A 23312-nucleotide genomic window follows, 5' to 3' on the forward strand; every position below is an offset into this window, starting at 1 on the left:
AACTCGGCCTGCTTGAGCGCATAGGCCATCTGCTCCTCGGTAAAACGCGACTTCTTCACGCGCTGATTCCTCGTTTGGTAACGGGGCCCAGACGGCCGAAGTCCCTACTTTACGACGAGCCAGTTATCAGGGGCTGGGTCAGGTCAGGCTAAACACGATGCCTCGCCCAGTCCGGGGGCGAGAGAACGCTAGGGTCGCCGAGACTCGCCACGCGGGCCGCCCCAAGCCAGGCCCCGCCACGACCCAGCCGGCGAGGCAAAGAAAAGGCTCCCGACACCCCCAACCTATGACCAAGCACGCATCGCGCCCCTTTGGGAAACTCGGGGCACTCGGTCACCCACCGACCTTCCACGCGGGGGCACGGCCAGACGGCGGTGCCGCCCTTGCCGTCACGACTTGAGATGGCCGAATCTGGGCACTTTGAGAATACCCATGGCGGCATTGGCCTTCTGGAGATGATTTTCCCCAGGTCCATGCGCAGCGATAGCATCAAGGTTGGCTTGCCTATGCGCTTCCTCGAAGACCGAGTTGATCGGCGGTGTACTCGGGAGCAGCGAGATCATGGCTCGAACATAGCGCCGTAAAACGTTCGTCTCCGCTTCTAGCTTCTCAATTCGCGCAAGCAGATCTTGCGTTTCCATACTCGTCTCCCACCGCCAGGACATTTTGAGGTTGGGTTCAGCGCGGACCTAGCTTACTCGTCACGCAGATGGAACAACACATCCGGCTGTGGCGAGCGCAACGCCGTCGCCCGGCCACATCAGTCAGTTAAGTCTTCCTGGCCCGCAAGATTGTTCGTAGGAGCCACCTGTCCTTCACGCCCGCACAGAGAGTTCCTCCGGTTGAACCGGCGAGCCCATGAGCGTGCTCCATAGATCCAGGATCCAACTTGCGGCGTAAGGGTTCCCTGACAGACAGTTAGCCGTTGATCTGGAGATCATGATCCCATTACCGCGGCAGAAGCCGCCCATCGACCGCAAGAGGCGGAGACCATGCAAATCGATAAAATTGAAATCGAGAACTTTCGATCCATCAGGGAAGCCGAGGTCCGATTCGACGATATCACCGCCTTTGTAGGCAGAAATGGTGCTGGCAAGTCCACCGTACTTTATGCGCTCGAAGCTTTCTATAACGTCGGAGCACAGTATTCAGAATTGGACTATTACAACCACGTAACGCTGGACACATCGATCCGCATTCGGGTCACCTATGGAAAGCTCCGACAGGACGAGATCGATGAATTCGGAAGGTACGTGCAGGGCGGAAAGCTGACAGTCTCGAAGATTATCAATGCGGGCGGCGCCCGATACTACGGCACGGCCATGCAAGTCCCTGAATTCGCACACTTGCGTACCCTTGGCGCTGCGGACAAGCGACGAGGCTTGGTGGACAGAGTAGACGCGGGGGACTTTCCGGATTTTCCGGCGGTCCCGCGGGCATCTGCCGACATAGACCGCGTCATGGACGAGTACGAGGTTGCGCACCCGGATCTAACTCGCCCAGTGGATCGAGAAACCCAATTTTTTGGCCCTCGGAATGTAGGTGGTGGAAAGCTCGACAAGTTTACAAAGTTTGTCCTGGTACCTGCCGTGCGTGACGCAAATGCAGAAACCGAGAAGCGTGGCGCGATCATGCAGCTTCTGGAGCTAATTGTTACGCGAAGCATTGCGAGTCGCCAGGACTTCCAAAACTTCAAAAGGCAGTTTGAGGATGAGGCCCGTCGTCTGTATGGCAAGGACAATCTTCCGGAGTTGACCGATCTCGGCAAGCTCGTCACTGAGAAGTTGGCTCGTTATGCGCCTGGCGCCGAACTAGTAATCGATTTCGGTGAATTGAAGCCTCCAGTAATTCCTCTCCCCGATGCCCTCATCACAGTTTCGGAGGACAACTTCAAGGCCCCTGTTCGCTACAGCGGACACGGACTGCAGCGCGCCCTCATCTTGGCGCTTCTCGAACAGTTGTCCATGACGCAAACTCCGAGTGATCCGGCAGACGGACAGGGCAACGAAGGCGAGAATGTGGGCGAACTAGCGCCGAGGCTACCGAATCTGATTCTCGCCATCGAAGAGCCCGAGCTGTATCTGCACCCGGCGAGAAGTCGCTACCTCGCTACGATCCTTCGGGGATTGGCTGCGAAGATAGAGGGGCAAGTGCGTCCCGAAACACAAGTGGTCTATGTCACCCACTCTCCGTACTTTGTGGATGTCGAGCACTTCGACGAAGTCCGCTTGTGTCGTAAGGTACCCGGTGAAGCGGACGCACCCGGCACAACTGGGTTCCGGCCATTCTCTCGCGAGCAGGCGGCAACGAGGTTGGCGGAAATATCGGGGCGCCGTCCAGAGGAATTCTCCGCCAAGTCGTTCGTTACGCATGCTGCACCTGTACTAACATCGATTGTCAACGAAGGGCTGTTTGCGGACGTCGCTGTCGTTGTGGAAGGGGAGTCTGACATCGCAGCGCTTTGGTCCATGCAGATGCTGATGAATCAACGTTGGGATGAAAAGGGGATCGTATTAGTACCCGCTGGCGGGAAGAACAACTTAGACAGGGTTGTTGTCGTTTTCCAAGGATTTGGCATCCCCACATACTTTATCTTCGACGGTGATCGGGCGAAGAACGAGGGTGCGTCGGCCAATCGTCTTCTACTCAGACTGGGGGGCGAAGAAGTCGTGGACTACCCCGATACTAAGGTCGGCCAAAGCTGCGCTAATTTTGATGAGGACATCGAGGCCTATTTGAAAAATCAGGCTGGTGACCGTTTCCTTCCTTTGCGTGACGAGTGCGCTAACGAGTGCGGTCACCCGAAGCCAGGAAAGGCACTAAAAAACTCGGAAGTGATGGCGATGTTCTTATCGAGGGCTCATGATGAGGGAATAGGGTTTCCGGTCCTTCGGCAGATCGTCGAACGCGTAACAGCCCTTGCTTAAACTCCGCTCGGGAAATTCCTTATCGCCAGGTTGAGCCTCATATCAAAGTGGAGAATTCGTTCATGACAATGTTCGTGACTCACACTTCGCAATCTCGCCGCAACACATCGCTGTACACTCATCCCTGGATAAAGAAATATGGACGCCGGATTTGTTGATCTCGATATTCTCCTTATACGAATTCGGCATGCCCAATCGAAGGTGTACTTTCTTGACGCCGTTAAAGCCTATAAGTCGGGCGCTCTGCGTGGTGCACTGACCTCTGCCTGGGTCGCTCTAGTCTACGATCTGATCGCCAAGTATCGCGAATTGAACGCCATGGGCGATGCCGCGGCCACCGCGTTTCTTCAGTCGTGGGATCACGCGACCGCCACGGGCGACATCGCCAAACTTCTTCAACTTGAGGGGGGCATCCTCGAAGATGCAACGGTCAACACCCAGGTTGTCAATCGCATCGCCCGAATGCATCTGGAACGTCTTCGCGAGGATAGACATCTCTGTGCGCATCCGGCGTTCTCGGCTGAGGCGGACCTCTTCGAACCATCGCCCGAGCTGGTGCGGCTTCACCTAGTCAACGCGGTTGACCTCGTTCTCTCGCAGGAGCCTCTACAAGGCAAGGCGATCTTCGACTTGTACGACGCCGACGTGCAGTCGCCAGGGTTTCCCGATGCCTACGAGCGCATCTTTGACTACGTTGAGCAACGCTACCTCGCACGGGTCCGCGCTCAGAATGTCCGAAATTTCGGCACGGTGCTCGCAAAGTCGCTTCTCAAAGGTGTGCCGGCGCAATGGGAAACGCTTCATCGGAAAATAATCCCGTCTCTGGTCGCGGTACGCGAACGCGCCGCTCACGCCTGGCCGGACGTTTCCTTGGCGATCCTCAGGCTCATCGACAATCTCGAACCAGGAAACCGGCCTCGTGCAATCGCGTTCATCGCCGCCTTTCAGGATTTCTGGCCACGACTTCAGGAACCGACACGAACTGCACTGCAAGCAACAATCGATAACGCCGTTCCAGCAGCTCATATTGACTATCGCATCCTGGCGGGCGTGACCGTCCCGCAGTTCCGAGCTGCACTCTTGCCCTTGATCGCTGGCCTCAGTCGAGAGCAGTTAGTCGACGCGATCGCAACTCAGCCGCTCGATGAATTGTGGCCCGGCGCAATTGAAAAATACGAAGGTTCCAGTAGCTGGCGTGGATCAGAGGCAAACTTCAGAGGCCTGATCACGCCGTTCGCCGGCCGTCTCAGCAGTCAGCAACTGGATCAACTCCTCGATGCCGTGGTCGCCAATGGACAGAACTGGTATGCCGCCGAGACGGACACGCTTGTCCTCGGAATGCTCCGCAACGCGACACCCTTTGATCAGCCGAGCATTGACGGGCGAAATCGCTTCTATCAGCACATTAGACGAGTTAGCTGCACCGATAAATATAACGACGTTCTTACCTTCTTCCGATCCCATGGTTGGGTGCAGCCGCCACCGGATCCGGTAAGTCTCGTTTAAGCCGTTGTAGAGTACTTGTCGCTAAAATCGTACCCATCGAGGATAGCGCTCGGCACCGCGGCCTCCGGAGGCTGGTGCCCAAGTCATGCGTCGTCGGTACCGATTGCAGGCTGCACCTTTACGCCTGCGCGTGCCCGTCGGCCGAAATGGGTCGGACATTTTGCAGACTGATGCAGCTACGCCGGCGGGCCTAGGTCTTGTTCGACCTACGGAGGACTAATGACGCAATCAGCAATGATGTGATTTATCGTCGACGCCCTACCTAAATACTTTAGCTGTTGATTACGCTCAGATGTTCCGAGGCTTCGAGTGCCCATAGCCGCTGCCCATGCAGGCCAATCCGAAGATCCAGAGTTCAGAATCGCAGCGCGTATCTGCTTGAAACCGAAGTCTTGAGTCGGTATCTCCAGCACTTTGGCGAGCGCGACGTTATAGTTCGCCGATCGTTCGTAGATGGCCACCAAAAGTTCGCCGTATGCGCCAGTCCCGCTCAGATGGTCTTCAGCGATGACAGCAAGCCAAAAGAGCTGATACTCAATTAGATAGACGTCGCTCTTGACCAACTCTACGAAACTCGCACAGAGCTCGTTTTTCTCGTGTACGTCCCCGACCAGGTTATACAACTGCTTAGCAATGTTAGGAAAGCGGGCGAAGAGGCCGGCAAGATACGGGGTCGAGCTGTCGACCTTCTCGCGCAGGAAGCCAAGGATGATCTCCGCATCCGCTTCGTCTGCATTGGGATCGGCCAGGAGTTCAAGCAAACTTTCGACCATATTCTCGTCAAGACATTTCCATCGGTCTCTGTAGTGAAGTCGTCTACTGTCAGGCCCCACTCCTCTAGCCATCCCAGTAGATGGATCGGAGAGTGGGCCATGAGCGAGTCGAACGTTCCGTTGATGATCGATTGGGAACTTATGGATAACGTTGAGAGAACTGTCTGGGCCACAACGTTCGCGATGCGCTTTCCAGACGTTAGTGTGGAGAGCGCCGCCGGAGCGGCCGCTCGATGCGTAACTGCTATTCGTTTGGCAGATCCAGCCCGCAATCCGCCCTTGGACCCTGTAACGCGCATAGCGGGCGCGGCAATTGTTATAAGCCTCGATGAGTTCGCAGTCTGGTACCAGGTCGAACTACGCCTGCAGGCCGGACGATGGAAGGAGCCGTTGCCACTGTCTGCAGAGCAAATCGAGCAAGCGTACGAACGCTTTGCGCGGGGACGTTCTGACTTCTATTGAGGCTGGCCTCGGCCTACCGTGCGCTTGTTGTCACGCGAGTCCAAGGAGGTCGCATGGACGGTCACGCTCGTCGTCGAGCAGGAATGCTTCCAAGGCTTCAGCATTCTTCGGGTCCACATTCTCCGGCCGCCGTCTCCAGCTCTCGCCCAGGACGGACGCCGTCGGGACGCGCATAGACTCATCGGGAGCGGTGGGGCGTTCTAAGAAAGGAAGGCACGCACGAGCAAATGCGAAGCTATCGATCGTGCCGTGACTTGAATCGGGTATAGCTCGATCGAGAAAGCGACCTACGGACGTACGACGCGTCGCTTCAGCGGTACATTTAGCCGCCGCCAGCTCAGCGATGGCATGAAGAAGCGCGCCACCGACGGCCGTGAAATCGGTAAGGTCCGATGTCGTCGGATCAACACCGACATGCAACGACCGCTTTGATGTCATTGGGCGCAGGAAAAGTGGAAGTCACCTTCGATGTCATGCGTTAGATCATCCGAGTGTTCGCACAACGACACCCTTGTCTATTTCGTATGCTGAGCTTGGAACCTCCGAAAGGTCGACTCTATTTTTTTGGCCACACTGGAAGCGAAGTCGGCCGGGATCGAACTACTAATCTTGGTTCCGACCAATGAGAGCGTCTGCTTCCCGTCAGTCCCCGTCGTCACTTTCAAGACCCAGGTGTCCAGAAGCGGCTCTGCTGGATCATTGGTAAATACGCTCAGCTTGAATAGTCCCTCGCCTACGATTCCGAACGAGAACCCTGGGACGTCACCTGACTTCATCAGCAGCTCACGAATGCCGTCCCCCAAGTGGCGAAACGCTTCATTCATCGCATCCAGCTCGGCTCGAGATATTCCCTCGAAGGGAGACCCAGCAATCCTGCTTTCGGGACGTGTGCTCGGCAGCTCAATGCGCGGGACGATCTCGTCGGGCGAGGTAACACTCACTTGCGTGATGCTATCGGACAGGTGCATTGCCCGAAGAAAATGGGTCTCATCCTGATAGTCACCCGGCGCGTACAGCACTTTGGCGTTGAAGTTAAGGGTCAAGAAGAATGCTGAAATCAGTACGAACGGGAACAGGACGAGGAACCACACGAACGTCTGTTGAGCAGTTTCGGCAAGAAAGGGAAGACAGGCCGATGATGCGACTTCCGTAATTCCGGCAAAAATCGCGATGATGGTTAGCGGGTTCTCTACCCTTTGAAACCGTCCAAGCGCCACTAGCTTCTCCATGCGCAGTGAGGGGTGTCCTAACTAGCTTTATGACGATCGAAACGACAATATCGTCAGCGCCGCGAAAGCTTTTGTTTTGTGCCTAGTCTAGCGACGCACGGCGATTCGCGTCAGCCGTTGAAAGCTATCCAGAAAACTGGCCGAAGGCAAGATTGACGTCGTCGGGGTCAGTGGTGGCATGGGGTTGCGTGCTCCCCGACCAGCCGCAGGCAGCTACCAAGCGGACTTCCATAGTCGAATAGCCCCGACTAGGAGAATCAATGGTTCGCCCTGCGTCCCCGGTGAACGCATGTAGCACCAAGCCGCACTGGCGTGCGCCGATCGATCAGGTGCAAACGCGCGTCGCGGGGCTACGCCCCCTTTCCTCCGGCGCTTTGCGCCTACGCGACGTCGACCCCCGGGGAGAGGTGCCCCCTCCCCCGTCACCGTTTCCCGGCGCCGGCTCCCCCCTTCCCCGCCTCCCGCTGCAGCTGGCCAGGTCAAGGGCCGCTGCGGGCTACGTGTCAGTCTCTTCGCTCCATCCCGCGCCAACGCCCTTCGCTGCGGCTGAGCCGCCCTCCTTGACCTCACTGCTCCATTCGGCCTCTCGGCTTCCCGTTGGAAGCATTCGCGGCTTGACAGCCGCTTCGCTTCCGACTGGTTTCGAGATCGACTATGGGAATTTGCCCGTACCGACTATGGGAATCCGTCCACAATTAGTGGACAAAACAGCAAAGTCGAGCTTCTACAGACAGACTTTGCTGTTTCGACCGGCTGGACTCAGCTAATACAATGACTTAGCTGTCACAACTACGAGCACCAGGCCTGGGTGGCGCACAAACTCGTGGTATGCGGCTTCATCAGCATTTTGGAACCTACCCCACCGACTCACATCGAAGACGAGCACCGCTTCGAATCCACAGCTGCCCGCACGCACATCACGCAAAAAGCTGTTGGAGCGCCTTCCTGCCGTCGAGGCGCAGGCCGCTGCGCCCTTCGTCCCGGTAGGAATGACCCATCGCCTGCTAATGTACTTTGAAACCGATTCAATCTCGGGAACATCGAGCGCGAATTGATGTTGATTTGATCGAGCTCAACGATGAGCGAGGACTTGCAGCGAAAGGGAACGATAATTTGATGAGCCGCAATGCCTGACGATATTTCGAGACCATCGAAGCGTAATATATCCACGCCCCTCTCGCTCTTTGACGATCGTCTCAATAGCACTTGGTGCATGTCTCATGGACAGATCGATGAATCTGCCCAACGTATGACATCACCCGGCTACCAAAGAACGATTCACGTCGGCCACACCGAAACGTCAGTACATGGTCGATATGCGACGACAACTGTCCCACTTGCGAATCTCCTTGACGCTATTCCTTCCATGACGGCACCTGCGACCCAGCCCCCGGGTGCATCGCAAGGGTTGCGTCTCCAATATCCTGGCGTAGCCCACATTTTCGGCAATTTTGCGCTTTCCCTTCGGGCAGCAACGTGCCGGTTCGGCTTCGACGATTTGCGCGGACGCATTCCCGGTCACGCTGTCTTACCAGGTCGGTATGGAACGGTTAGACACGTACCTATGCGGTAACGCGGATACGTTCACGCCCTCGATCCTGACGAACCCTGTTCGCAAAAATGTCCAGTGTCCACATGGACAGAGGTGTAACCCCTTTGTGTCAGCCGAATGGCTAATACCCTTTGGATCGGCTTGATGGTCTATTGGTCCTTCGGCCCTCCATGCCGATTCGAGTGTTTCCAATCGTACATTCTCTCGCATCCTTTGGTGAGGAGACGAAGATGTTCCGGGTACCTGATGATTGCAACGAGCTCTCGCTACCCATCCCCGGGCTCGAGTTTCGAGAGAATCGTTGCGAAATACTCACTGGTCCACCGGGCTGGTTCTCCCGCAAGCTCGGATCCAGTCAGGGTCCACTTGTATCCGATTACGTGACCCACGCAGCCGGTTTTGAGTATGAAAACTACGGCATCCACGTAGGACAGGATGATCGCCTCACGTTCATGTGCGATGGACATAAGGAAATATTCGGCAGCTTCATCGATTGTAGGAAAGGCTCTTCTAGCGCCGGGAGACGGGTTGAGATCCAGTACGCTGCCACCGAGCGAAGGCACTTAGTCATACCGAGAGGGGTGGCTCACACTTTTGATAATCTTGAGCGAGTCGTGACAAGGGACGAACCAGTTCTCTATTCGGCTACCGCAAACGAGGACTGGAACGTCGATAACGATCTTGTCGCCTTTCCCAGAAACCTAAGTCGCGCGTGCTGGCCGACCGTGGTTACCAATCAATTAAAACTTCCATTCGATGCGCACTTATTCGTTTCGCGTCTATCGCAGACTGCACTAAGGACGCCAAAACGCTATCTCGCTCGCCACAAGGTCAGGATAGGCGGACGAGCCCGCTATGTGATGCTTGATGCGTCGGGCTGGAAACCCTCATCTGTACCTCCGATGCCTGATTTAAAGAGACTTGGGGTTGATATCTCATCTTCGTCTCACGCACAGACCGGAGAAAGGTCGTGGACAGTCGTCCCAAGTACAGATAGTTGCGTGAGCGACGTGCTCTTTCTCGACCCATGCGAGACTTGCCGATCGAAGGTTGCGCATTCTCGGACGAGAATGATCTACACGTTCCTTTCTGGCGAGGGGTCAGATATCACGATTGCTTTCACCGACCTGAGAAGCGGGAGCCTCACGTTTCGGGAGTCGGGTGAATTTAGATTTTCTGTCGATCCTAGGGTGAAAATCTCTATCGACCCTGGCGTTGCTTACTCGTTCAATTCTTCGGTATCGCACGCTGTGAGGGCTGAGCACGAAGTGTTCGTCTCTGATGATGAGCCGAGGCGGGATCTTATGATGTTCGGCTGCGACCTCATTGAAATGAGCGAACTCTCGCCGGGAATGTCGGTACCACTAATCAAATGCCCAGGAAAAATTGTTTATCTCATGGCTCGCAGCGAAGTAGCTGCCGGCCACCCAGCGTTGACAGCGCGCGACCAAGTAAGAGAGGTGACCTCGTGAACAGCGAAGATGTCAATTGGAAAGGCGAGTTGGACAAGATGGTAGACGCGGCAACAAACGCAGAGGACAAGAGTTCGCTCGAGGCATTTCGTGCGGCGCTTGGTCCCTACCTCGAAAATCCTGACATGCTCCGAACGTTATTGGGAAAGATCGCACAGTCCGGCGGTGGAGGAGGAGTTGCTGTGATGGTTGGACAGAATGAATACAAGTCGATTGAAGAGCTTAAGAAGACCCTGCCGGCAGGCATTGACGTATTCGAGCTGTAAGGGCCCTACAGCTCCATGGGGTATCCACTATCTCCACGGACACCACCCAGCAGACCTCGACGGCGCCCGGGATGTGTCCGCATCACGGCCGGACGCAAACCGGACAGAGGCGAGGCGCGACGTTATGGGCCGTGATGCTGTCCGTAATGCTGTAGCCCTTACGCAACCGTCGCCAGGTTGGAATAACCGCAAGCCAGACATCCAGCGAGTCCCCCTAGGTGCCTGCACGGTGCTAGCCGTACCGTACCGGCGGTAGGCGTGGCGACGCTTTGAGGTTCAGGTCGCGGAGATGCGACGCAGGGAAGCCAGACCCTCCGCGCGCAGCACCCGAGGCTCGCCGCTGATGCGTTTTACGCGAGCGAGGACTTCGGTGGGCGCCACCGCCGTCCTCCGTGGTATGCCAACAAGCCAGCCTGCGAGGCGCCAACCGAAGCAAATAGTCGTCTAAAGTGATCTTCAACGACAGCTAATGGATCGTCGCCGGCAAGCTCATGCGGAGGAATTCTGCCATCGTCGAACGCTATGAGGATCGTCAAATTTTGCTTCAAGGTGTTTGTGTACACGACCGCCATTTGCACATGTGGACCTGCATCATCTAGTTCGTGTAGTCGAGCGAAAGATTCTTCACTGGCTCGGGCACGCCGCGTTCTGCGATTAATTCAGCGGTCAGTTTGATAAAATCGCGATGAACCGCGACGTGCCTGCCAGTGGCAAGAAACACTCTTGCAGCGTTACCTTCGAGCATCTTCCTTCCGAGCCGCAACCATGCCGCGCAGCCAAGCTGACAAAGACTTCGTTCTTGATCGCGCGGTTCCACATCGACTGCAGGCACTCTACGCGCTGACGATGGCCGTCGACTTAATTGCCAAGAAGAGCCCCGACGATGCCGGGGGCTTCTCGCTCGAAGTCAACGGCAACGTCGCGGTACAAGGGAGCGCGGCCGGCATTACTAATGCGTGGCTGGAGGTAGGCATTGTTCACGGCCGGGCCCTGTTGGAGTTCCTCGGCCTTAGCGAGAAAGATGGTGCTCTAATCGAGCGGAAGGGCCCGCGCGATACCGATTGGCGACTTGCCGACTTCGACTTGCCGCCAGTGACACGGGCGCAGGCCATCAAGGCATACAAAGGGGACGCCGACGAAGCCGAGCAATCGCTCGGGAGCATCATGGTGTTTGCGAATCGCGGGATCGCGCATATCACCGACCTAATCGACCCGGAGCGCTTCGGCACCCATCACTTAGAGATCGCGAGCCGGGGCATTCACGCGCTCGTCGTGGGCCACCTGTACCGGCCACTTGGCAGGGCTGAGCCTCCGTTCGGCTTCCCGAAATCCAAGCGTCACCTATAGGCTCGGACGCGTCTAAGGAATGTCCGTGGCCTCCATGCTCTTTTTCATGGCCACCAGGGTTGCGCGGGCGGTGTACGTGTTGCCGTCGATGTCTGACCCGTCTGCATGGCCGTTGACGACCCGGAAGGCACTGCGAGGAACAGAATCGAGATCGGCCTGCGTCGTCCATGTGTTGCGGGTCGAATGCAGGACTTTCCTAGGGTCGGTGATACCCACCACCAGGAACATGGGATCGACAACACCAAACCCCACTAAGCCAAAGCGTCACGCCTGGCAAAGATGCTCGCCATCTCCACCGCGTTCTCCGTCCCCCAGGTGCACAGCGGCACGATCGCCTCGGCCAGGCTGCGGCCGAGCGGGGTCAGCGCGTAGTCCACGCGCGGCGGCACCTCCTTGTAGTCGGTCCGCACCAGCACCTGGTCGGCCTCCAGGTCCTTCAATTGCTGGATCAGCACCTTGTCGCTGACGCCCGGGATCAAGCGCTTCAGCTCGCCGTAGCGCTTAGGGCCGTCGCGCAGGAAGAACAGGGCCAGTGGTTTCCACTTGCCCGAGAGGATGCGCAGCGTGGCGTTGAGCCCGCAGCCGCTGTCGCAGATTTCCTGGGGTGTCGTCATGGGGTACTTACCAAAAAGTGCATACTTGTCGTTAGGTTATCAGGCCTGCATCTTTGGACTCAAGCAAGCAGCTCCCTGCTTTCCCATAACTCCAAAGAAGGATGCACGCCATGAACAGACTGACTGGAAAGACCGCCGTGATCACCGGCGGCGCCACCGGCATCGGCCTCGCCGCTGCCCGGCGCTTCATCGAAGAAGGCGCCTTCGTCTTCATCTTCGGCCGCCGACAGGACGCGCTCGATGCCGCCGTCGCCGAGCTTGGGCCCCATGCGCGCGCCGTGAAGGGCTCGGTTTCGGATGAAGGCGATCTCGACCGACTCTACGCGGCGGTGAAGGCCGAGCGCGGAAGGCTCGACATCGTCTTTGCCAATGCCGGGGCGGGAAGCCAGGCCCGGCTCGGCGAGATCACCGCCAAACACATCGACGAGCACTTCGATACCAATGTGAAGGGAACGATCTTCACCATCCAGAAAGCGCTGCCGCTGATGGGCCAGGGCGGCTCGATCATCCTGACCGGATCGAGCGCCGGCACCACGGGCGCGCCGGGCATGAGCGCCTACAGCGCAAGCAAAGCGGCCGTGCGCAACCTCGCACGGACCTGGGCGGAGGATCTCAAGGGCACCGGCATCCGGGTCAACGTGTTGTCGCCCGGCGCGACGGCGACCGACCTCGCGAAGGAAGCGCTGGGCGAGGAGGGTCAGAAGGTCTACGCCTCGATGACGCCACTCCTTCGCATGGCCGATCCGGCCGAGATCGGCGCGGTGGCTGCGTTTCTCGCGTCGTCGGACAGCAGCTTCATGACCGCCAGCGAAGTCGCCGTCGACGGCGGCCTGGCGCAACTCTGACCCGCTACCAAGGAGAATGTATGAGCTACGCGATCATCGGCTTCGGCAGTATCGGTCAGGCCCTCGCCAAGGCGTTTGCCCGCAACGGCATCGACGTATCCGTTGCAACCACGCGCGACCCGGCAAGCTTTGCATCCGTCGCCGCCGCCATCGGACCCACGATCATTCCTAGAACATTGATGGAAGCGGTCGAGGCCGACATCGTCTTTCTGGCCGTCCGTTTCGAATCGCATCGGGATGTCGCCAAGGCGCTGCCGACCTGGACGGGAAAGACCATCATCGATGTGACCAATGCCTACGGTGTGCCCCCCGAGGAACTGAACGGAGAGCCTTCGTCCAAGGTCGTTGCGCAGGCCTTCACCGGCGCAAGCCTGGTCAAGGGCTTCAACCATCTAGGCGCTGCGGTGCTCGCCCAGGATCCCGCCGTGCATGGCGGCAGGCGAGTCGTGTTCCTGGCGAGCGACGACGATCGTGCGGCGGCGGAGATTGGCACGCTTGCGAAACATCTCGGTTTCTCGCCGATCATGCTTGGCGGCCTGTCGGAAGGCGGACTGCTGGTGCAGGCACGCGGAAAAAGCTGGGGTCAACTGATCTTCAAGGACATGGTCACGTTCGACTGACGCATCGGGATCGGCTAACGAGGACATGTGATGAGCATCGAACAGAACATTCGGATCGTGAAGGATTTCTTCGCCGCCATCGGCAGTGGCGATGAGCGACGTCTGCTCGCGTTGGTGGCCGAGGATGTCGAGTGGATCATTCCAGGCAAGGACTGGCCGCTCGCCGGAACGCATCGCGGGCATGCGGCACTGGCGAACGTACTTCGGAAGGCATCCGACGAGGTGGAGACGACCTACCCAAGCCCCCCGGAATTCATCGCGCAGGGGGACCGGGTGATGGTCGTCGGCGTCGCCACGGGGAAAATCAAAGCCACGAACAAGGCGTTCAAGGACGATTGGGTCTTTGCCATCACCGTTCAGAACGGGAAGGTGGCGAAGATCCGGGAGTACATCGATACCCAAGCACTGGCCCGGGCCTCCGAGAGGGACGCGTCCGGGTTGGCGTAGCCCTACCGGCCCTGATCTTCTTCCGCCGCCTCGCGACCCTGCTGACGGATGATCGCTTCTTCGCGGGCGTCATTGATGGACTGCCGGATGCTGTCGAGATCGACCTCGGATTCATCCGGCTCGAAGTGACCGGTCAGCTCCGTATCGGTGCGGAGTTCGCCGGCCTGAAACAAGGCCCACATTTCTTCGCCGTACCAGGTGTCCAGCAGGTCGGGCGCCGAGCGCCCAAGGTAGGCGGTGAGATTGTTGACGTCACGCAGCAGCATGGTGCGCGCCGCATTGTTTCCCGCCGCGCTGACCACCTGCGGAAAATCGATCACGACGGGGCCATCCGGGCCGACAAGGACGTTGTAGGCGGAGAGATCGCCGTGGATCAATCCGGCGCACAGCATCAGGACGACCTGCCGCACAAGGATCCGGTGGAATTCCCGCGCATCGTCGGCGCTGAGATCGACATCGTCCAGGCGCGGTGCGGAAAGGCCATCGGCATCCGTCACGAGCTCCATCACCAGCACACCGTGGAAATAGCCGAACGGCTCGGGTACACGAACGCCGGCATCGCGCAGCTGGTAAAGCGCATCCACCTCGGCGTTCTTCCAGGCGACTTCCTGCTGCTTGCGCCCGTACTTGCTGCCCTTGCCGATGGCGCGTGCCTCGCGACTGCTGCTTACCTTGCGGCCTTCTTGGTACTGCACGCGCTGCTGAAAGCTGCGATGTGCCATGTCCTTGTAGACCTTGGCACAGCGTATGTCGTTGCCGCTACGGACAACGTATACCGCCGCCTCCTTGCCGCTCTTCAGTGGCCGGAGCACGTCGTCGATGATGCCGTCGTCGATCAACGGCTGCAGGCCTTGGGGCGTTTTCAAGCTATCTCTTGGGTCAGCGGCATGGCGAGGACCGCCATTGACCGTTAATTTTCACATTTTCCGGCACATAGCGCCAATTTCGCTCCAGGCGGCCGTTCGGAGCCTGGACCTGCCACGGGTGGAGATCGCCGGGCCCGGGTACGCATCGCTCGTGCGATAAGCTCGGAGCGCCTCGTTCCCGAAAACGAACGTTAAAGGGCCGAGGCTCTCGGAAAGTCGTGCCGACCCTTGAGAAATGCGCAGGCCATGGATCAGGTGGCCGACGAAGTGGCCCGAAAAATCTGAGAAGGAACCGTCATGATTTCTCCCGCCCTCTCGCCCATCCGGGTCATGTTCCTCGGCAGCTATCGATCTGCTGCGATCTACCTGCTCCTGATGGGGGTCGGTTCCATGGCGGTCGCGCGGCCGACGCCGGCTTTCACCCCCGAAGAGCGGCGATGGATCGAGGAACATCCCGTGCTGCGCTTCACCGGCGCGCCGAATCTCGCTCCCATCGAGATGACGATCGACGGTCGATACGAAGGCGTAGCCGCCGACTACCTGGAAGCCATCGCGCGGCAATCGGGTCTTCGATTCCAGTTCGAGCCCGTCAGCCCCTGGTCCGCTGCCGAGCGCGACCTGTTGGAGGGACGTATCGATCTGATTCCGAACGTGAGCACATGGAACGTATCTGACGCGGCCAGATCGCAACTGTCGCGTACCGAGCCCTATTTCTTCAGCGCCACGGTGATCGTCACCCGCAGCAACAGTCCGGTGACCTCCAGCCTGGCCGGGTTCAGCGGCCAGACCATCGCCGTACAAGGGGATAGTGCGTATGCGGCGATCATCGAAGAGCGGTATCCCACCGTCGCCTTGCTGCCGACGGCCACCACCGAACAGTCACTGGCGGCGGTGATCGACGGACGGGCCGCGGCCGCGGTCGGACCGTCGACGGCACTTGTTCCCTTTCTCAGGCGACAGTTTGCGGGACGCCTCGGTGTGTCCGGCGCCCTCGACGGCATGCCGCTGACCGTCGAGATGGGCGTGCGCCGGGACAACGTCCTGCTGTATTCGATCATCCGCAAATCGCTGGCCAGCCTGACAGCCGCCCAGACGGATCAGATCGAGGAACGCGCGCTCGACCAGATCGACTATGGCGCGCCCAGCCTCTTGTCGATCGCCAAGTACCGCGCCGCGGAACTGGCGACACTTGGCGTATGCATCGCCCTGCTCGTCCTGTTCGCCTCTCGGGCCAGGGCGGCGCATCGTCGGGCAGAGCAAAGCGAGCTGGCCAAGTCCCGCTTCCTGGCAATCATGAGCCATGAAATTCGCACGCCGATGAACGCGGTGATCGCCTCGGTCGAGATGCTCCGGCGCACGCCCCTGGATGCGCGTCAGGACGTCCTGACGGATACCGCATCGACCGCCGCAGAAGCCTTGCTCGGCCTGCTCGACGATGTGCTGGATCTGTCCCGACTCGATGCCGGGCACCTGCCGCTGGAACGCATCCCGACCGATGTCGGCACGCTCGCTGCGAGAGTCGTCGGCATCGTCAGGGCGACGGCGCATGGCAAGGCGCTCTCCGTGGAGGTTCGCTCCCGACTGCCGGTCGACCGCGACGCCCTTATCGATCCGACGCGTCTTCAACAAGTCCTGCTGAACCTGCTGACCAATGCGCTGAAGTTCACCGAGCGCGGCAGCATCACGGTCAAGGTGGAGACCTCGGTGCAAGCTAACGGCCCGGCCAACTCGAGGCTGGCGGTCGAGGTCATCGACACCGGCGTGGGCATCCCTCTCGCACAGCAGGGCAGGCTGTTCCATGCCTATACCCAGGCGGATAGTTCCACGACGCGCCGCTATGGCGGTACCGGCCTGGGGCTGACCATCTGCAAGGAGCTGGTCGAGCTGATGGGAGGCGACATCACGCTCGACAGCACGCCGGGCGCAGGCACCCGCGTCCGCTTCACCCTGCCTGTCGAGTGGGTCGAACGGGAGAGGGTCGTGGCGGCGTCCGGCGAGTCGACTGTTTCTGCGTCCCTCGTCGACGACGCCGCGCTGCTCGAGACCGACCCGCCCACAGAACCCGGCAACATCCTCTTCGTCGACGACCACAGCATCAATCGGTTCGTTGTCGCCGAGCAGTTGAGGGAACTCGGCGTGACGACCGTGACGGTGTCGGGCGGCGATGCGGCACTGAAGGCCGTCGAGGACCGGTCGTTCGCCCTCGTGCTGATGGACTGCCACATGCCGGACATGGACGGCTACGAGACCACCCGGCAGATCCGCCAAAGGGAGGTCGAGCAGGGTTGGAACCGCCTTCCCATCATTGCGCTCTCGGCCGCCACCGACGCCGCGCATCACGCGCAGTGCATCCGCAGCGGCATGGACGACGTGCTCGAGAAGCCGCTACGACTCGATCGGCTGCGGGGGATGCTGGAGACGTGGATAGGGCCGCTCCCCAGCTCGCCGCGCCACCCTCCCGCATGGAACAACCGTGGCGCATCGCGATGGGTCTGCGACCGCGACGCCCTGCAGGACGACGTGAACGCCCTGGCGCACGTGCTGGCTTCCAACGCCTTGCGTGACCTCACGCATCGACTGAAGGGCGCCGCCTGCGTGGCAGGTTATGACGCGATCGGCGAGTTGGCCCACCAGCTGGAGACCCTGATCGAGGAACAGGGTTCGCGTTACCACGCCCAGGCAGCGACACTGGTGGAGGCGCTTCGCGCCGAGGTCGCGGAACTCGACGCCGACTGACACGCATCGTCTGAATCGCCAACACCAGGCATGCGTTCGCAAGACGCATGGGGCGGCTATGTGTGATTTTCCGCCGGTCGCATAAAGCGATCGGAGGTTCCCATGAGCAGCGTCGCCGTCGAGACCCCGGGGAGTCGGGGCGTGGACATGAAGTTCGAGATCGTCGTCGTTCCGGTGTCCGACGTCGATCGCGCCAAGGGTTTTTATGGTGGCCTGGGCTGGCGACTGGACGCCGATTTCGCCTCGGACGATGGCGAGTTCCGTGTCATCCAGTTCACGCCGCCCGGTTCGGGTTGCTCCGTGATCTTCGGCAAGAACGTCACCGCGGCTACCCCCGGCTCCGCCCAGGGCCTGTACCTGATCGTCTCCGACATCGAGGCGGCCCGCAATGAACTGGTCGGCCGCGGTATCGCGGTCAGCGACGTCTTTCACGATGGCAGCGGCGTTTACCTCGGCCAGGACGCGCCCTACCTCTTCGGCCGGGTAAGGGTCAGCGGTGCGCATCCCGAACACGCCAGTTACCGCTCGTTCGCTTCGTTCAGCGATCCGGACGGCAATGGCTGGCTGTTCCAGGAGCTCACGCATCGGTTGCCCGGGCGACTGGACGCGAACACGACGACGTTTTCCTCGGCGGCAGACCTCGCAGCCGCGCTGCGGCGGGCCGGGGCTGCGCACGGCGAGCACGAGAAACGGACCGGCGGCAAACACGATGAGAATTGGCCGGACTGGTACGCCGAGTACCTGGTCAGCGAGCAGTCGGGTGCGCAGCCGCCCGTTTGACACGTGGCAGGCACGAAGACATCGGCGTGAATCCGAGTGAGCCGCGAATCTCTTTGCGCATGCGACAGCGCCGGGGCGGGTGATTCATCCTGGCGCAAGGAATCGATGGGCACACTCGGCCGGGCAATAACCCCGGCCTCGTGCCTCGTACGGAGATAGACCCATGCGCACTTCCGCCCTGCTTCTGGCCGGTTCCCTCGGCCTTGTCCTGGCCTCGCAGTCCTTCGCTTCCGACCGACCCGACCCGGGCAAGCTGACCACGCGCTGCCTCGATGCCGCCGCGAAGAAGTACGACGTAAAGAACGACTACATCCAGCTTCAGCCGATCCAGGCCGCCGATTCCGGCTCGGGCTACTCGATTGCCGGTACCGCCGACGCGGGCATGGACGGCAAGAAGAACTTCAGCTGCCAGTTCGACAAGAAGGGCAAGCTCGCGAACCTGGTTCCCGAAGGCAAGTAAGCCCGGGAGCGGGGTGCCGCGCGCAGGGCGCGGCACCCTTCCGGCTGCGCCAGCGAAACCCATGCGAGGCAGCTCCGGTCTCATGAGTGGCAGGGCCCTGGCAGCTCAGGGGGCGATCATCTCCGCCTGGAAGGAGTAGGACCTGCGCGACATGTGGGATCCCTTGGCGGCCGGAAGCACTTCCCAGACATAACAGGCCACGGTTCCCGCAAGGCAGTAACCGCTCGGCACCACGACAAACTTTTCCGGCTTTGTGTCATCGATGACACGCGAAACCACGGTGCGAGATTCGAAGGTCTGCTGTTCGTAATTGAGGGCCGAGCGTCCCCACCGATCCTTCCGCGTGGCGTGGTCCAGCATCTTCTTGTCGGCAACGAGCCAGAAACAGGCGGTCGTTTCCGGATAGCACGCCTTGTACTCGACCAGCTTGGCCAGATCGTCGAGAGCTTCCTCCAGGTCGAGCCTGGCCTCCTGGAACAGCGTCTTGACTTCGAAGACGCCCCACAGATCCTTCTGCACATCGAGAATCTTGATGTCCGGAATCATCTTCCTCGTGAACTGGGGATGCTTCAACTCGGTGTTCCAGTCGACCAGCTCCGGCGACGGAAGATGAGCGGTGAACAGGTTGGTGATGATTCGCTGTACTTCCGCCTCAGCCATGTGGCCACGAGTCCCCTGTCCGCTCTCGATCATTCGGCCGGCGGTGGTGTGCGCCACCAACTCCATGAACTGCGGAAATACACCGACCTTGTACGGCTGAGGTTTACGCATCTTCGTACCTCAGCCTCTCGAGGGGCACCTCGAAGAAGCCCTGATCCACATGGCATTCGGCGGCCGCTCGTTCCTTCGTCGTGTAACTCCATGCCGGGAAACCGGGAATGGCGCGAACAAAGGCGTACGTGGCCGTTCCGGCCATGCTCGTTCCCTCCGGATAGTGCTCGATCCAGGCGACGCGGCTCATGATGTCTGCCTGCAGCGTGGGTCTAAAGCTCAGGAACGACCGGGTCTTGAATCGATCGAGATCCCCGCGCTGTTCGAGTGTCTGGAAAAGACGGTCACGGATGTCTTCGAAGCCATTCGTCACGGATGTACCGCGATATCCCACCAGTTGCGCGCATAGAACGACAATCGAGTCCTGGCGTACCAACGCCTTGATGTAACACAGTCCTTGAGAGCCGAAGCCTGGAAAGGAAAAGCGTCGTTCCTCGAAGAGCCGTTCACCAGGTGCCGCGCTGATCATGCTTGCTCGCTTCAATGAATTTCCATTGCGCGAGTATATCGACCCGCTGCCCCGGCACGGGCGTCAGCTGGTGCCCGTGCCGAAGGCCGTCCGGCACGGCACGGGATGTCGTCTCTTGGTCGTTCCGTCGTCGCAGGCTACGCGCCCGGTGACATGGCCGCCGTCGCCTGCGCCAGCTGCGCAGCGAACGCCCGCTGATAGGCAGGCCGTGCTTCACCGCGAGCGACGTAGGCGGCCAGGGTCGGAAATTCGTCGAGGATGCCCGAGGGTCGCAAGCGCAGCAGCACGGAAACCATGATCAGGTCGCCTGCGCTGAATTCACCATCGAGCCAGTCGGCATCGCCCAGGCGGACGGCAAGCGGCCGGAGCCGCTGGCGAATCCGATCGAAGACCAGAGGAAGCCGCTCGTGTGCCCAGGGTTTGTCGCCCTCGGCGAAGCGGGCGACAACGATCTCGAGAATCGACGGCTCGACCGAGTTGAGCGCGGCGAACATCCACATGATCGCGCGCGCGCGGGCATCCGCGTCGGACGGAAACAGACCTGCGTACCGCTCGGCGATATGGAAGACGATCGCACCGCTCTCGAACAGGCAGAGATCGCCTTCTTCATACGTGGGGATCTGGCCGAACGGGTTCCGGCACAGATGGGTGGACTCCTTGAGCGCCTGCATCGACAGGGGACGGACGTCATAAGGCTGGCCCACTTCTTCGAGCGCCCAGCGGACACGCGTATCGCGCGCGAGTCCCTTGCCGCCGTCGGGCGAGTGTTCAAAGGCGGTAATGGTGATGCTCATGGTGCGTGTCTCCTGGGGCGGTGTTCGGGACGGCGGGATATGTTGCTTTCATTACCTCGTCGAATGGCCCGGCGAGAAATCGACAGCGTGCCGGCGGCTCAGCCATAAGGCGTGCCGGCGACCGCGGCATGAACGCCTGTGAAGCCGCGCTCCATCACACGCACGAAGGCTTTCATGGGATCGCGGTCTTCCCGAAAGGCCCGCAGCGCTTCGCCATAGGCCACCACGAGCGTGGAAACCAGCATCGCAGCGGCAAGGCGTGCGCCGGGATCGCCGCGTGGTTGGTCCACGGTGTCCGAAAGCATGTCCCCCAGATCGTTGCCGAGTGTCACCTGCAGCTCACGCGCATACGTGGTGAGCGCCGGGCTTTGCGAGACCGTACGCCAGAAGGCGATCGGCCGTTCCGTTATCCGGAAGATCGGATGGCCCGTCGCGACCAGGGTGCGCATCAGGGCCTGGAACACCGGGACCGGCGGCTGCGTTCCGCGCCCGGAGATCGCCTCGCGCACCAGCGCCCTGACTTCGTCCTCACGGTCGAAGATCAGGTCTTCCTTGCGCGGGAAGTAGTTGAACACCGTCTTCCGCGCGACGCCGGCCTCGAGGGCGACTTCGGCCACCGAGACGTTGTCGAAGCCACGCTCGACGAACAGTCGCGTGGCGATGTTCGAAATCGCCTGCCGCGTCTCTGCCTTCTTCTGCTTCCGAAGCCCGTCCGGTTTTGACATCTGGCCGCCTGCCCTGTAGAAACTTACACTCAGTGTAACTATTTAGAGCGCCAGCGTCGCCTGGCCGTCAGCGGAGGATATTGCCTTGGTCTACGACGTGGTGGTGGCGGGCGCGGGCCCGGTCGGTCTGTTCCTCGCCGGTGAATTGCGCCTCCACGGCGTGTCCGTGCTGGTGCTGGAACCGCGGAAAGATCCAGGCTCCGCCTTGAAGCGACTCCCGTTCGGAATGCGCGGCCTCTCCGCACCCTCGATCGAAGGCCTCCACCGCCGCGGCATGCTGGACGCCGTTGTCGCGGCGCAGCCGTCGAGCGAGGCGAGCGGCGCTTCGGGCACGGTCCATTGGGCCGGGCAGGCCCGACGCCCGGCCGGTCACTTTGCCGGCATTCCGTTCTACGAAGACAGGATCGACCGGTCGCAGTGGCCGTGGCGCCTGCCCGGCCCCGCCGGCACGAGCCTGATGGTCGAGATGGAAGCGCTGGAGCGGGCGCTTGAAGCCCACACGACGGCCATGGGGGCCGACATCAGGCGGGGCTCGGGCGTCGACAGCCTGGCGCAGTCGGATGACATCGTGACGGTAAGCGCGGGCGGCGAGGTATATCACGGCCGCTGGCTCGTCGGTTGCGATGGTGGCCGAAGCGCGGTGCGCAAGGCGGCGGGCTTTGCGTTTGTCGGCACGGATCCCGAGTTCACGGGCTACACCATCCATGGGGACATCGCCGAACCGAATGCACTTCGGCCTGGCCGGCACTACACGCCGACGGGCATGTACACGTACGCGCCGCCCGGCATCATCGGCATGGTCGAGTTCGACGGCGGTGCTTGCCATCGCGTGAACCCGATCACACTCGAACACGTGCAGGCGGTGCTTCGCCGCGTCTCGTGCACGGACATCACCCTGACGGCCCTTCGACTTGCCACGACGTGGACCGATCGCGCCCACCAGGCGACCGCGTATCGCAAGACACGGGTGTTGCTCGCCGGTGACGCCGCACACATCCATTCGCCCCTGGGTGGCCAGGGCCTCAATCTCGGCCTTGGCGACGCGATGAATCTTGGCTGGAAGCTGGCCGCGACGATCCGCGGCCATGCGCCGGATGGGCTGCTCGACACCTACATGACGGAACGGCATCCGGTGGGCACGAAGGTCCTGGACTGGTCGCGCGCGCAGGTGGCGCTGATGCGGCCAAGCGCAAGTTCACGCGCGCTCGAAGCCATCGTTCGGGACCTGGTCGACACCCGTGATGGCGCGACCTATTTCGCCGAGCGCGTGTGGGGCGTTTCGCTGCGCTACCCCCTTGGTGGCGAGCATCCGCTCATCGGTCGCAGCGCCCCCGACGTCGAACTGGCCGATGGAACGCGACTGGGCGAGCACCTGCGAACGGGAAAGGGCGTGTTACTCGACTTCGACGCGAGTGCGCCACTGGCGTCCCTGGCACGTCGCTGGGAGGATCGCATCGTCTACGTGTCCGGCGACGCGAAGCGGTGGCCTGGTGCTCGCGCCCTGTTGGTTCGACCCGACGGCATCGTGGCTTGGGCGACCGATAGCGACGCGGTTGCCGAGGATGTAGCACGCCAGGTGGGCCGATGGTTTGGCGAACCGGAAGGCGGTGATTCGATGTCCTGCTCCTGCGGCGCGCCTTCCCGTTGAGGC

Annotated in this window: 24 protein-coding genes and 1 pseudogene; 14 read left to right on the plus strand and 11 right to left on the minus strand. The window is 60.5% G+C overall.

Annotated features, from left to right (window positions below):
• Positions 1-389 precede the first annotated feature (389 nt).
• The gene (locus tag VM621_RS18850; protein ID WP_325470506.1) at positions 390-641 is read right to left on the minus strand and encodes a hypothetical protein; all 252 of its coding nucleotides are present in this window, start codon (positions 639-641) and stop codon (positions 390-392) included.
• Positions 642-992: 351 nt separating this feature from the next.
• Between VM621_RS18850 and VM621_RS18855 the strand changes: the two genes are divergently transcribed.
• Positions 993-2927: an ATP-dependent endonuclease gene (locus VM621_RS18855; RefSeq protein WP_325470507.1), complete on the plus strand. Its 1935-nt coding sequence runs from the start codon at positions 993-995 to the stop codon at positions 2925-2927.
• Positions 2928-3065: 138 nt separating this feature from the next.
• A complete protein-coding gene (locus VM621_RS18860; protein WP_325470508.1) occupies positions 3066-4433 on the plus strand; it encodes a hypothetical protein in 1368 nt (455 codons plus the stop codon).
• Between the two features lie 206 nt (positions 4434-4639).
• Here VM621_RS18860 and VM621_RS18865 read toward each other — a convergent pair whose 3' ends face one another.
• Positions 4640-5206: a hypothetical protein gene (locus VM621_RS18865; RefSeq protein ID WP_325470509.1), complete on the minus strand. Its 567-nt coding sequence runs from the start codon at positions 5204-5206 to the stop codon at positions 4640-4642.
• Positions 5207-5305: 99 nt separating this feature from the next.
• On the opposite strand from VM621_RS18865, the gene VM621_RS18870 reads away from it, so the two are divergent.
• Complete coding sequence (locus tag VM621_RS18870; RefSeq protein ID WP_325470510.1) at positions 5306-5668, plus strand: hypothetical protein; 363 nt, start codon at positions 5306-5308, stop codon at positions 5666-5668.
• Between the two features lie 515 nt (positions 5669-6183).
• Here the strand turns inward: VM621_RS18870 and VM621_RS18875 are convergent.
• Positions 6184-6897 (minus strand): hypothetical protein, encoded by a 714-nt coding sequence (locus VM621_RS18875; RefSeq protein WP_325470511.1) that lies wholly within the window; start codon positions 6895-6897, stop codon positions 6184-6186.
• 2004 nt (positions 6898-8901) lie between these two features.
• On the opposite strand from VM621_RS18875, the pseudogene VM621_RS19675 reads away from it, so the two are divergent.
• The 3 genes and pseudogenes from VM621_RS19675 to VM621_RS18885 form a co-directional block, all read left to right on the plus strand.
• Positions 8902-9048 (plus strand): annotated as a pseudogene (locus tag VM621_RS19675) (dTDP-4-dehydrorhamnose 3,5-epimerase family protein); the annotation flags it as partial.
• Positions 9049-9519: 471 nt separating this feature from the next.
• On the plus strand, positions 9520-9921 hold the full coding sequence (locus VM621_RS18880) for a hypothetical protein (RefSeq protein ID WP_325470512.1): 402 nt from the start codon (positions 9520-9522) through the stop codon (positions 9919-9921).
• Complete coding sequence (locus tag VM621_RS18885; protein ID WP_325470513.1) at positions 9918-10187, plus strand: hypothetical protein; 270 nt, start codon at positions 9918-9920, stop codon at positions 10185-10187. Before VM621_RS18880 ends, VM621_RS18885 begins: the two co-directional genes overlap by 4 nt.
• Before the next feature lie 595 nt (positions 10188-10782).
• Here the strand turns inward: VM621_RS18885 and VM621_RS18890 are convergent.
• Positions 10783-10932 carry a hypothetical protein gene (locus VM621_RS18890; protein ID WP_325470514.1) on the minus strand — a complete coding sequence of 50 codons (150 nt, stop codon included), beginning with the start codon at positions 10930-10932 and terminating at the stop codon, positions 10783-10785.
• 20 nt (positions 10933-10952) lie between these two features.
• Here VM621_RS18890 and VM621_RS18895 point away from each other — a divergent pair, with 20 nt between their 5' ends.
• Positions 10953-11534, plus strand: coding sequence for a hypothetical protein (locus VM621_RS18895; RefSeq protein WP_325470515.1), 582 nt, complete (start codon positions 10953-10955; stop codon positions 11532-11534).
• A gap of 12 nt (positions 11535-11546) precedes the next feature.
• Here the strand turns inward: VM621_RS18895 and VM621_RS18900 are convergent, their stop codons facing one another.
• Both VM621_RS18900 and VM621_RS18905 read right to left on the minus strand, forming a co-directional pair.
• Positions 11547-11762 (minus strand): hypothetical protein, encoded by a 216-nt coding sequence (locus tag VM621_RS18900; protein ID WP_325470516.1) that lies wholly within the window; start codon positions 11760-11762, stop codon positions 11547-11549.
• Positions 11763-11785: 23 nt separating this feature from the next.
• On the minus strand, positions 11786-12148 hold the full coding sequence (locus VM621_RS18905) for a helix-turn-helix domain-containing protein (protein ID WP_325470517.1): 363 nt from the start codon (positions 12146-12148) through the stop codon (positions 11786-11788).
• Positions 12149-12258: 110 nt separating this feature from the next.
• On the opposite strand from VM621_RS18905, the gene VM621_RS18910 reads away from it, so the two are divergent.
• From VM621_RS18910 to VM621_RS18920, 3 genes are read left to right on the plus strand one after another with little or no spacing between them, the layout of a single operon-like run.
• The gene (locus VM621_RS18910) at positions 12259-12993 is read left to right on the plus strand and encodes an SDR family oxidoreductase (RefSeq protein ID WP_325470518.1); all 735 of its coding nucleotides are present in this window, start codon (positions 12259-12261) and stop codon (positions 12991-12993) included.
• Positions 12994-13013: 20 nt separating this feature from the next.
• On the plus strand, positions 13014-13613 hold the full coding sequence (locus VM621_RS18915) for an NADPH-dependent F420 reductase (RefSeq protein WP_325470519.1): 600 nt from the start codon (positions 13014-13016) through the stop codon (positions 13611-13613).
• Positions 13614-13643: 30 nt separating this feature from the next.
• Complete coding sequence (locus VM621_RS18920; protein ID WP_325470520.1) at positions 13644-14060, plus strand: nuclear transport factor 2 family protein; 417 nt, start codon at positions 13644-13646, stop codon at positions 14058-14060.
• 2 nt (positions 14061-14062) lie between these two features.
• Here VM621_RS18920 and VM621_RS18925 read toward each other — a convergent pair whose 3' ends face one another.
• Positions 14063-14926 carry a PA4780 family RIO1-like protein kinase gene (locus VM621_RS18925; RefSeq protein ID WP_325470521.1) on the minus strand — a complete coding sequence of 288 codons (864 nt, stop codon included), beginning with the start codon at positions 14924-14926 and terminating at the stop codon, positions 14063-14065.
• A 297-nt stretch (positions 14927-15223) separates the two neighbouring features.
• On the opposite strand from VM621_RS18925, the gene VM621_RS18930 reads away from it, so the two are divergent.
• The 3 genes from VM621_RS18930 to VM621_RS18940 all read left to right on the plus strand — a co-directional run bounded on the left by VM621_RS18930 (position 15224) and on the right by VM621_RS18940 (position 18902).
• Positions 15224-17662 (plus strand): ATP-binding protein, encoded by a 2439-nt coding sequence (locus tag VM621_RS18930; RefSeq protein ID WP_325470522.1) that lies wholly within the window; start codon positions 15224-15226, stop codon positions 17660-17662.
• A gap of 102 nt (positions 17663-17764) precedes the next feature.
• Complete coding sequence (locus VM621_RS18935) at positions 17765-18442, plus strand: VOC family protein (RefSeq protein WP_325470523.1); 678 nt, start codon at positions 17765-17767, stop codon at positions 18440-18442.
• A 163-nt stretch (positions 18443-18605) separates the two neighbouring features.
• Positions 18606-18902 (plus strand): hypothetical protein, encoded by a 297-nt coding sequence (locus tag VM621_RS18940; protein ID WP_325470524.1) that lies wholly within the window; start codon positions 18606-18608, stop codon positions 18900-18902.
• Between the two features lie 105 nt (positions 18903-19007).
• Here VM621_RS18940 and VM621_RS18945 read toward each other — a convergent pair whose 3' ends face one another.
• From VM621_RS18945 to VM621_RS18960, 4 genes are all read right to left on the minus strand, one after another.
• Entirely contained in the window at positions 19008-19673 is a 666-nt protein-coding gene (locus VM621_RS18945; RefSeq protein WP_325470525.1) for a hypothetical protein, read from the minus strand.
• A complete protein-coding gene (locus VM621_RS18950) occupies positions 19666-20142 on the minus strand; it encodes a hypothetical protein (RefSeq protein ID WP_325470526.1) in 477 nt (158 codons plus the stop codon). The genes VM621_RS18945 and VM621_RS18950 overlap by 8 nt, the downstream gene beginning before the upstream one ends.
• 137 nt (positions 20143-20279) lie before the next feature.
• The gene (locus tag VM621_RS18955) at positions 20280-20936 is read right to left on the minus strand and encodes a glutathione S-transferase family protein (protein ID WP_325470527.1); all 657 of its coding nucleotides are present in this window, start codon (positions 20934-20936) and stop codon (positions 20280-20282) included.
• A gap of 98 nt (positions 20937-21034) precedes the next feature.
• Positions 21035-21661, minus strand: coding sequence for a TetR family transcriptional regulator (locus VM621_RS18960; RefSeq protein ID WP_325470528.1), 627 nt, complete (start codon positions 21659-21661; stop codon positions 21035-21037).
• An 85-nt stretch (positions 21662-21746) separates the two neighbouring features.
• Here VM621_RS18960 and VM621_RS18965 point away from each other — a divergent pair, with 85 nt between their 5' ends.
• Positions 21747-23309, plus strand: coding sequence for an FAD-dependent monooxygenase (locus tag VM621_RS18965; protein ID WP_325470529.1), 1563 nt, complete (start codon positions 21747-21749; stop codon positions 23307-23309).
• The last annotated feature ends 3 nt before the right edge of the window (positions 23310-23312 follow it).

The organism is Luteibacter sp. (assembly GCF_035539195.1).
GTDB lineage: Bacteria > Pseudomonadota > Gammaproteobacteria > Xanthomonadales > Rhodanobacteraceae > Luteibacter.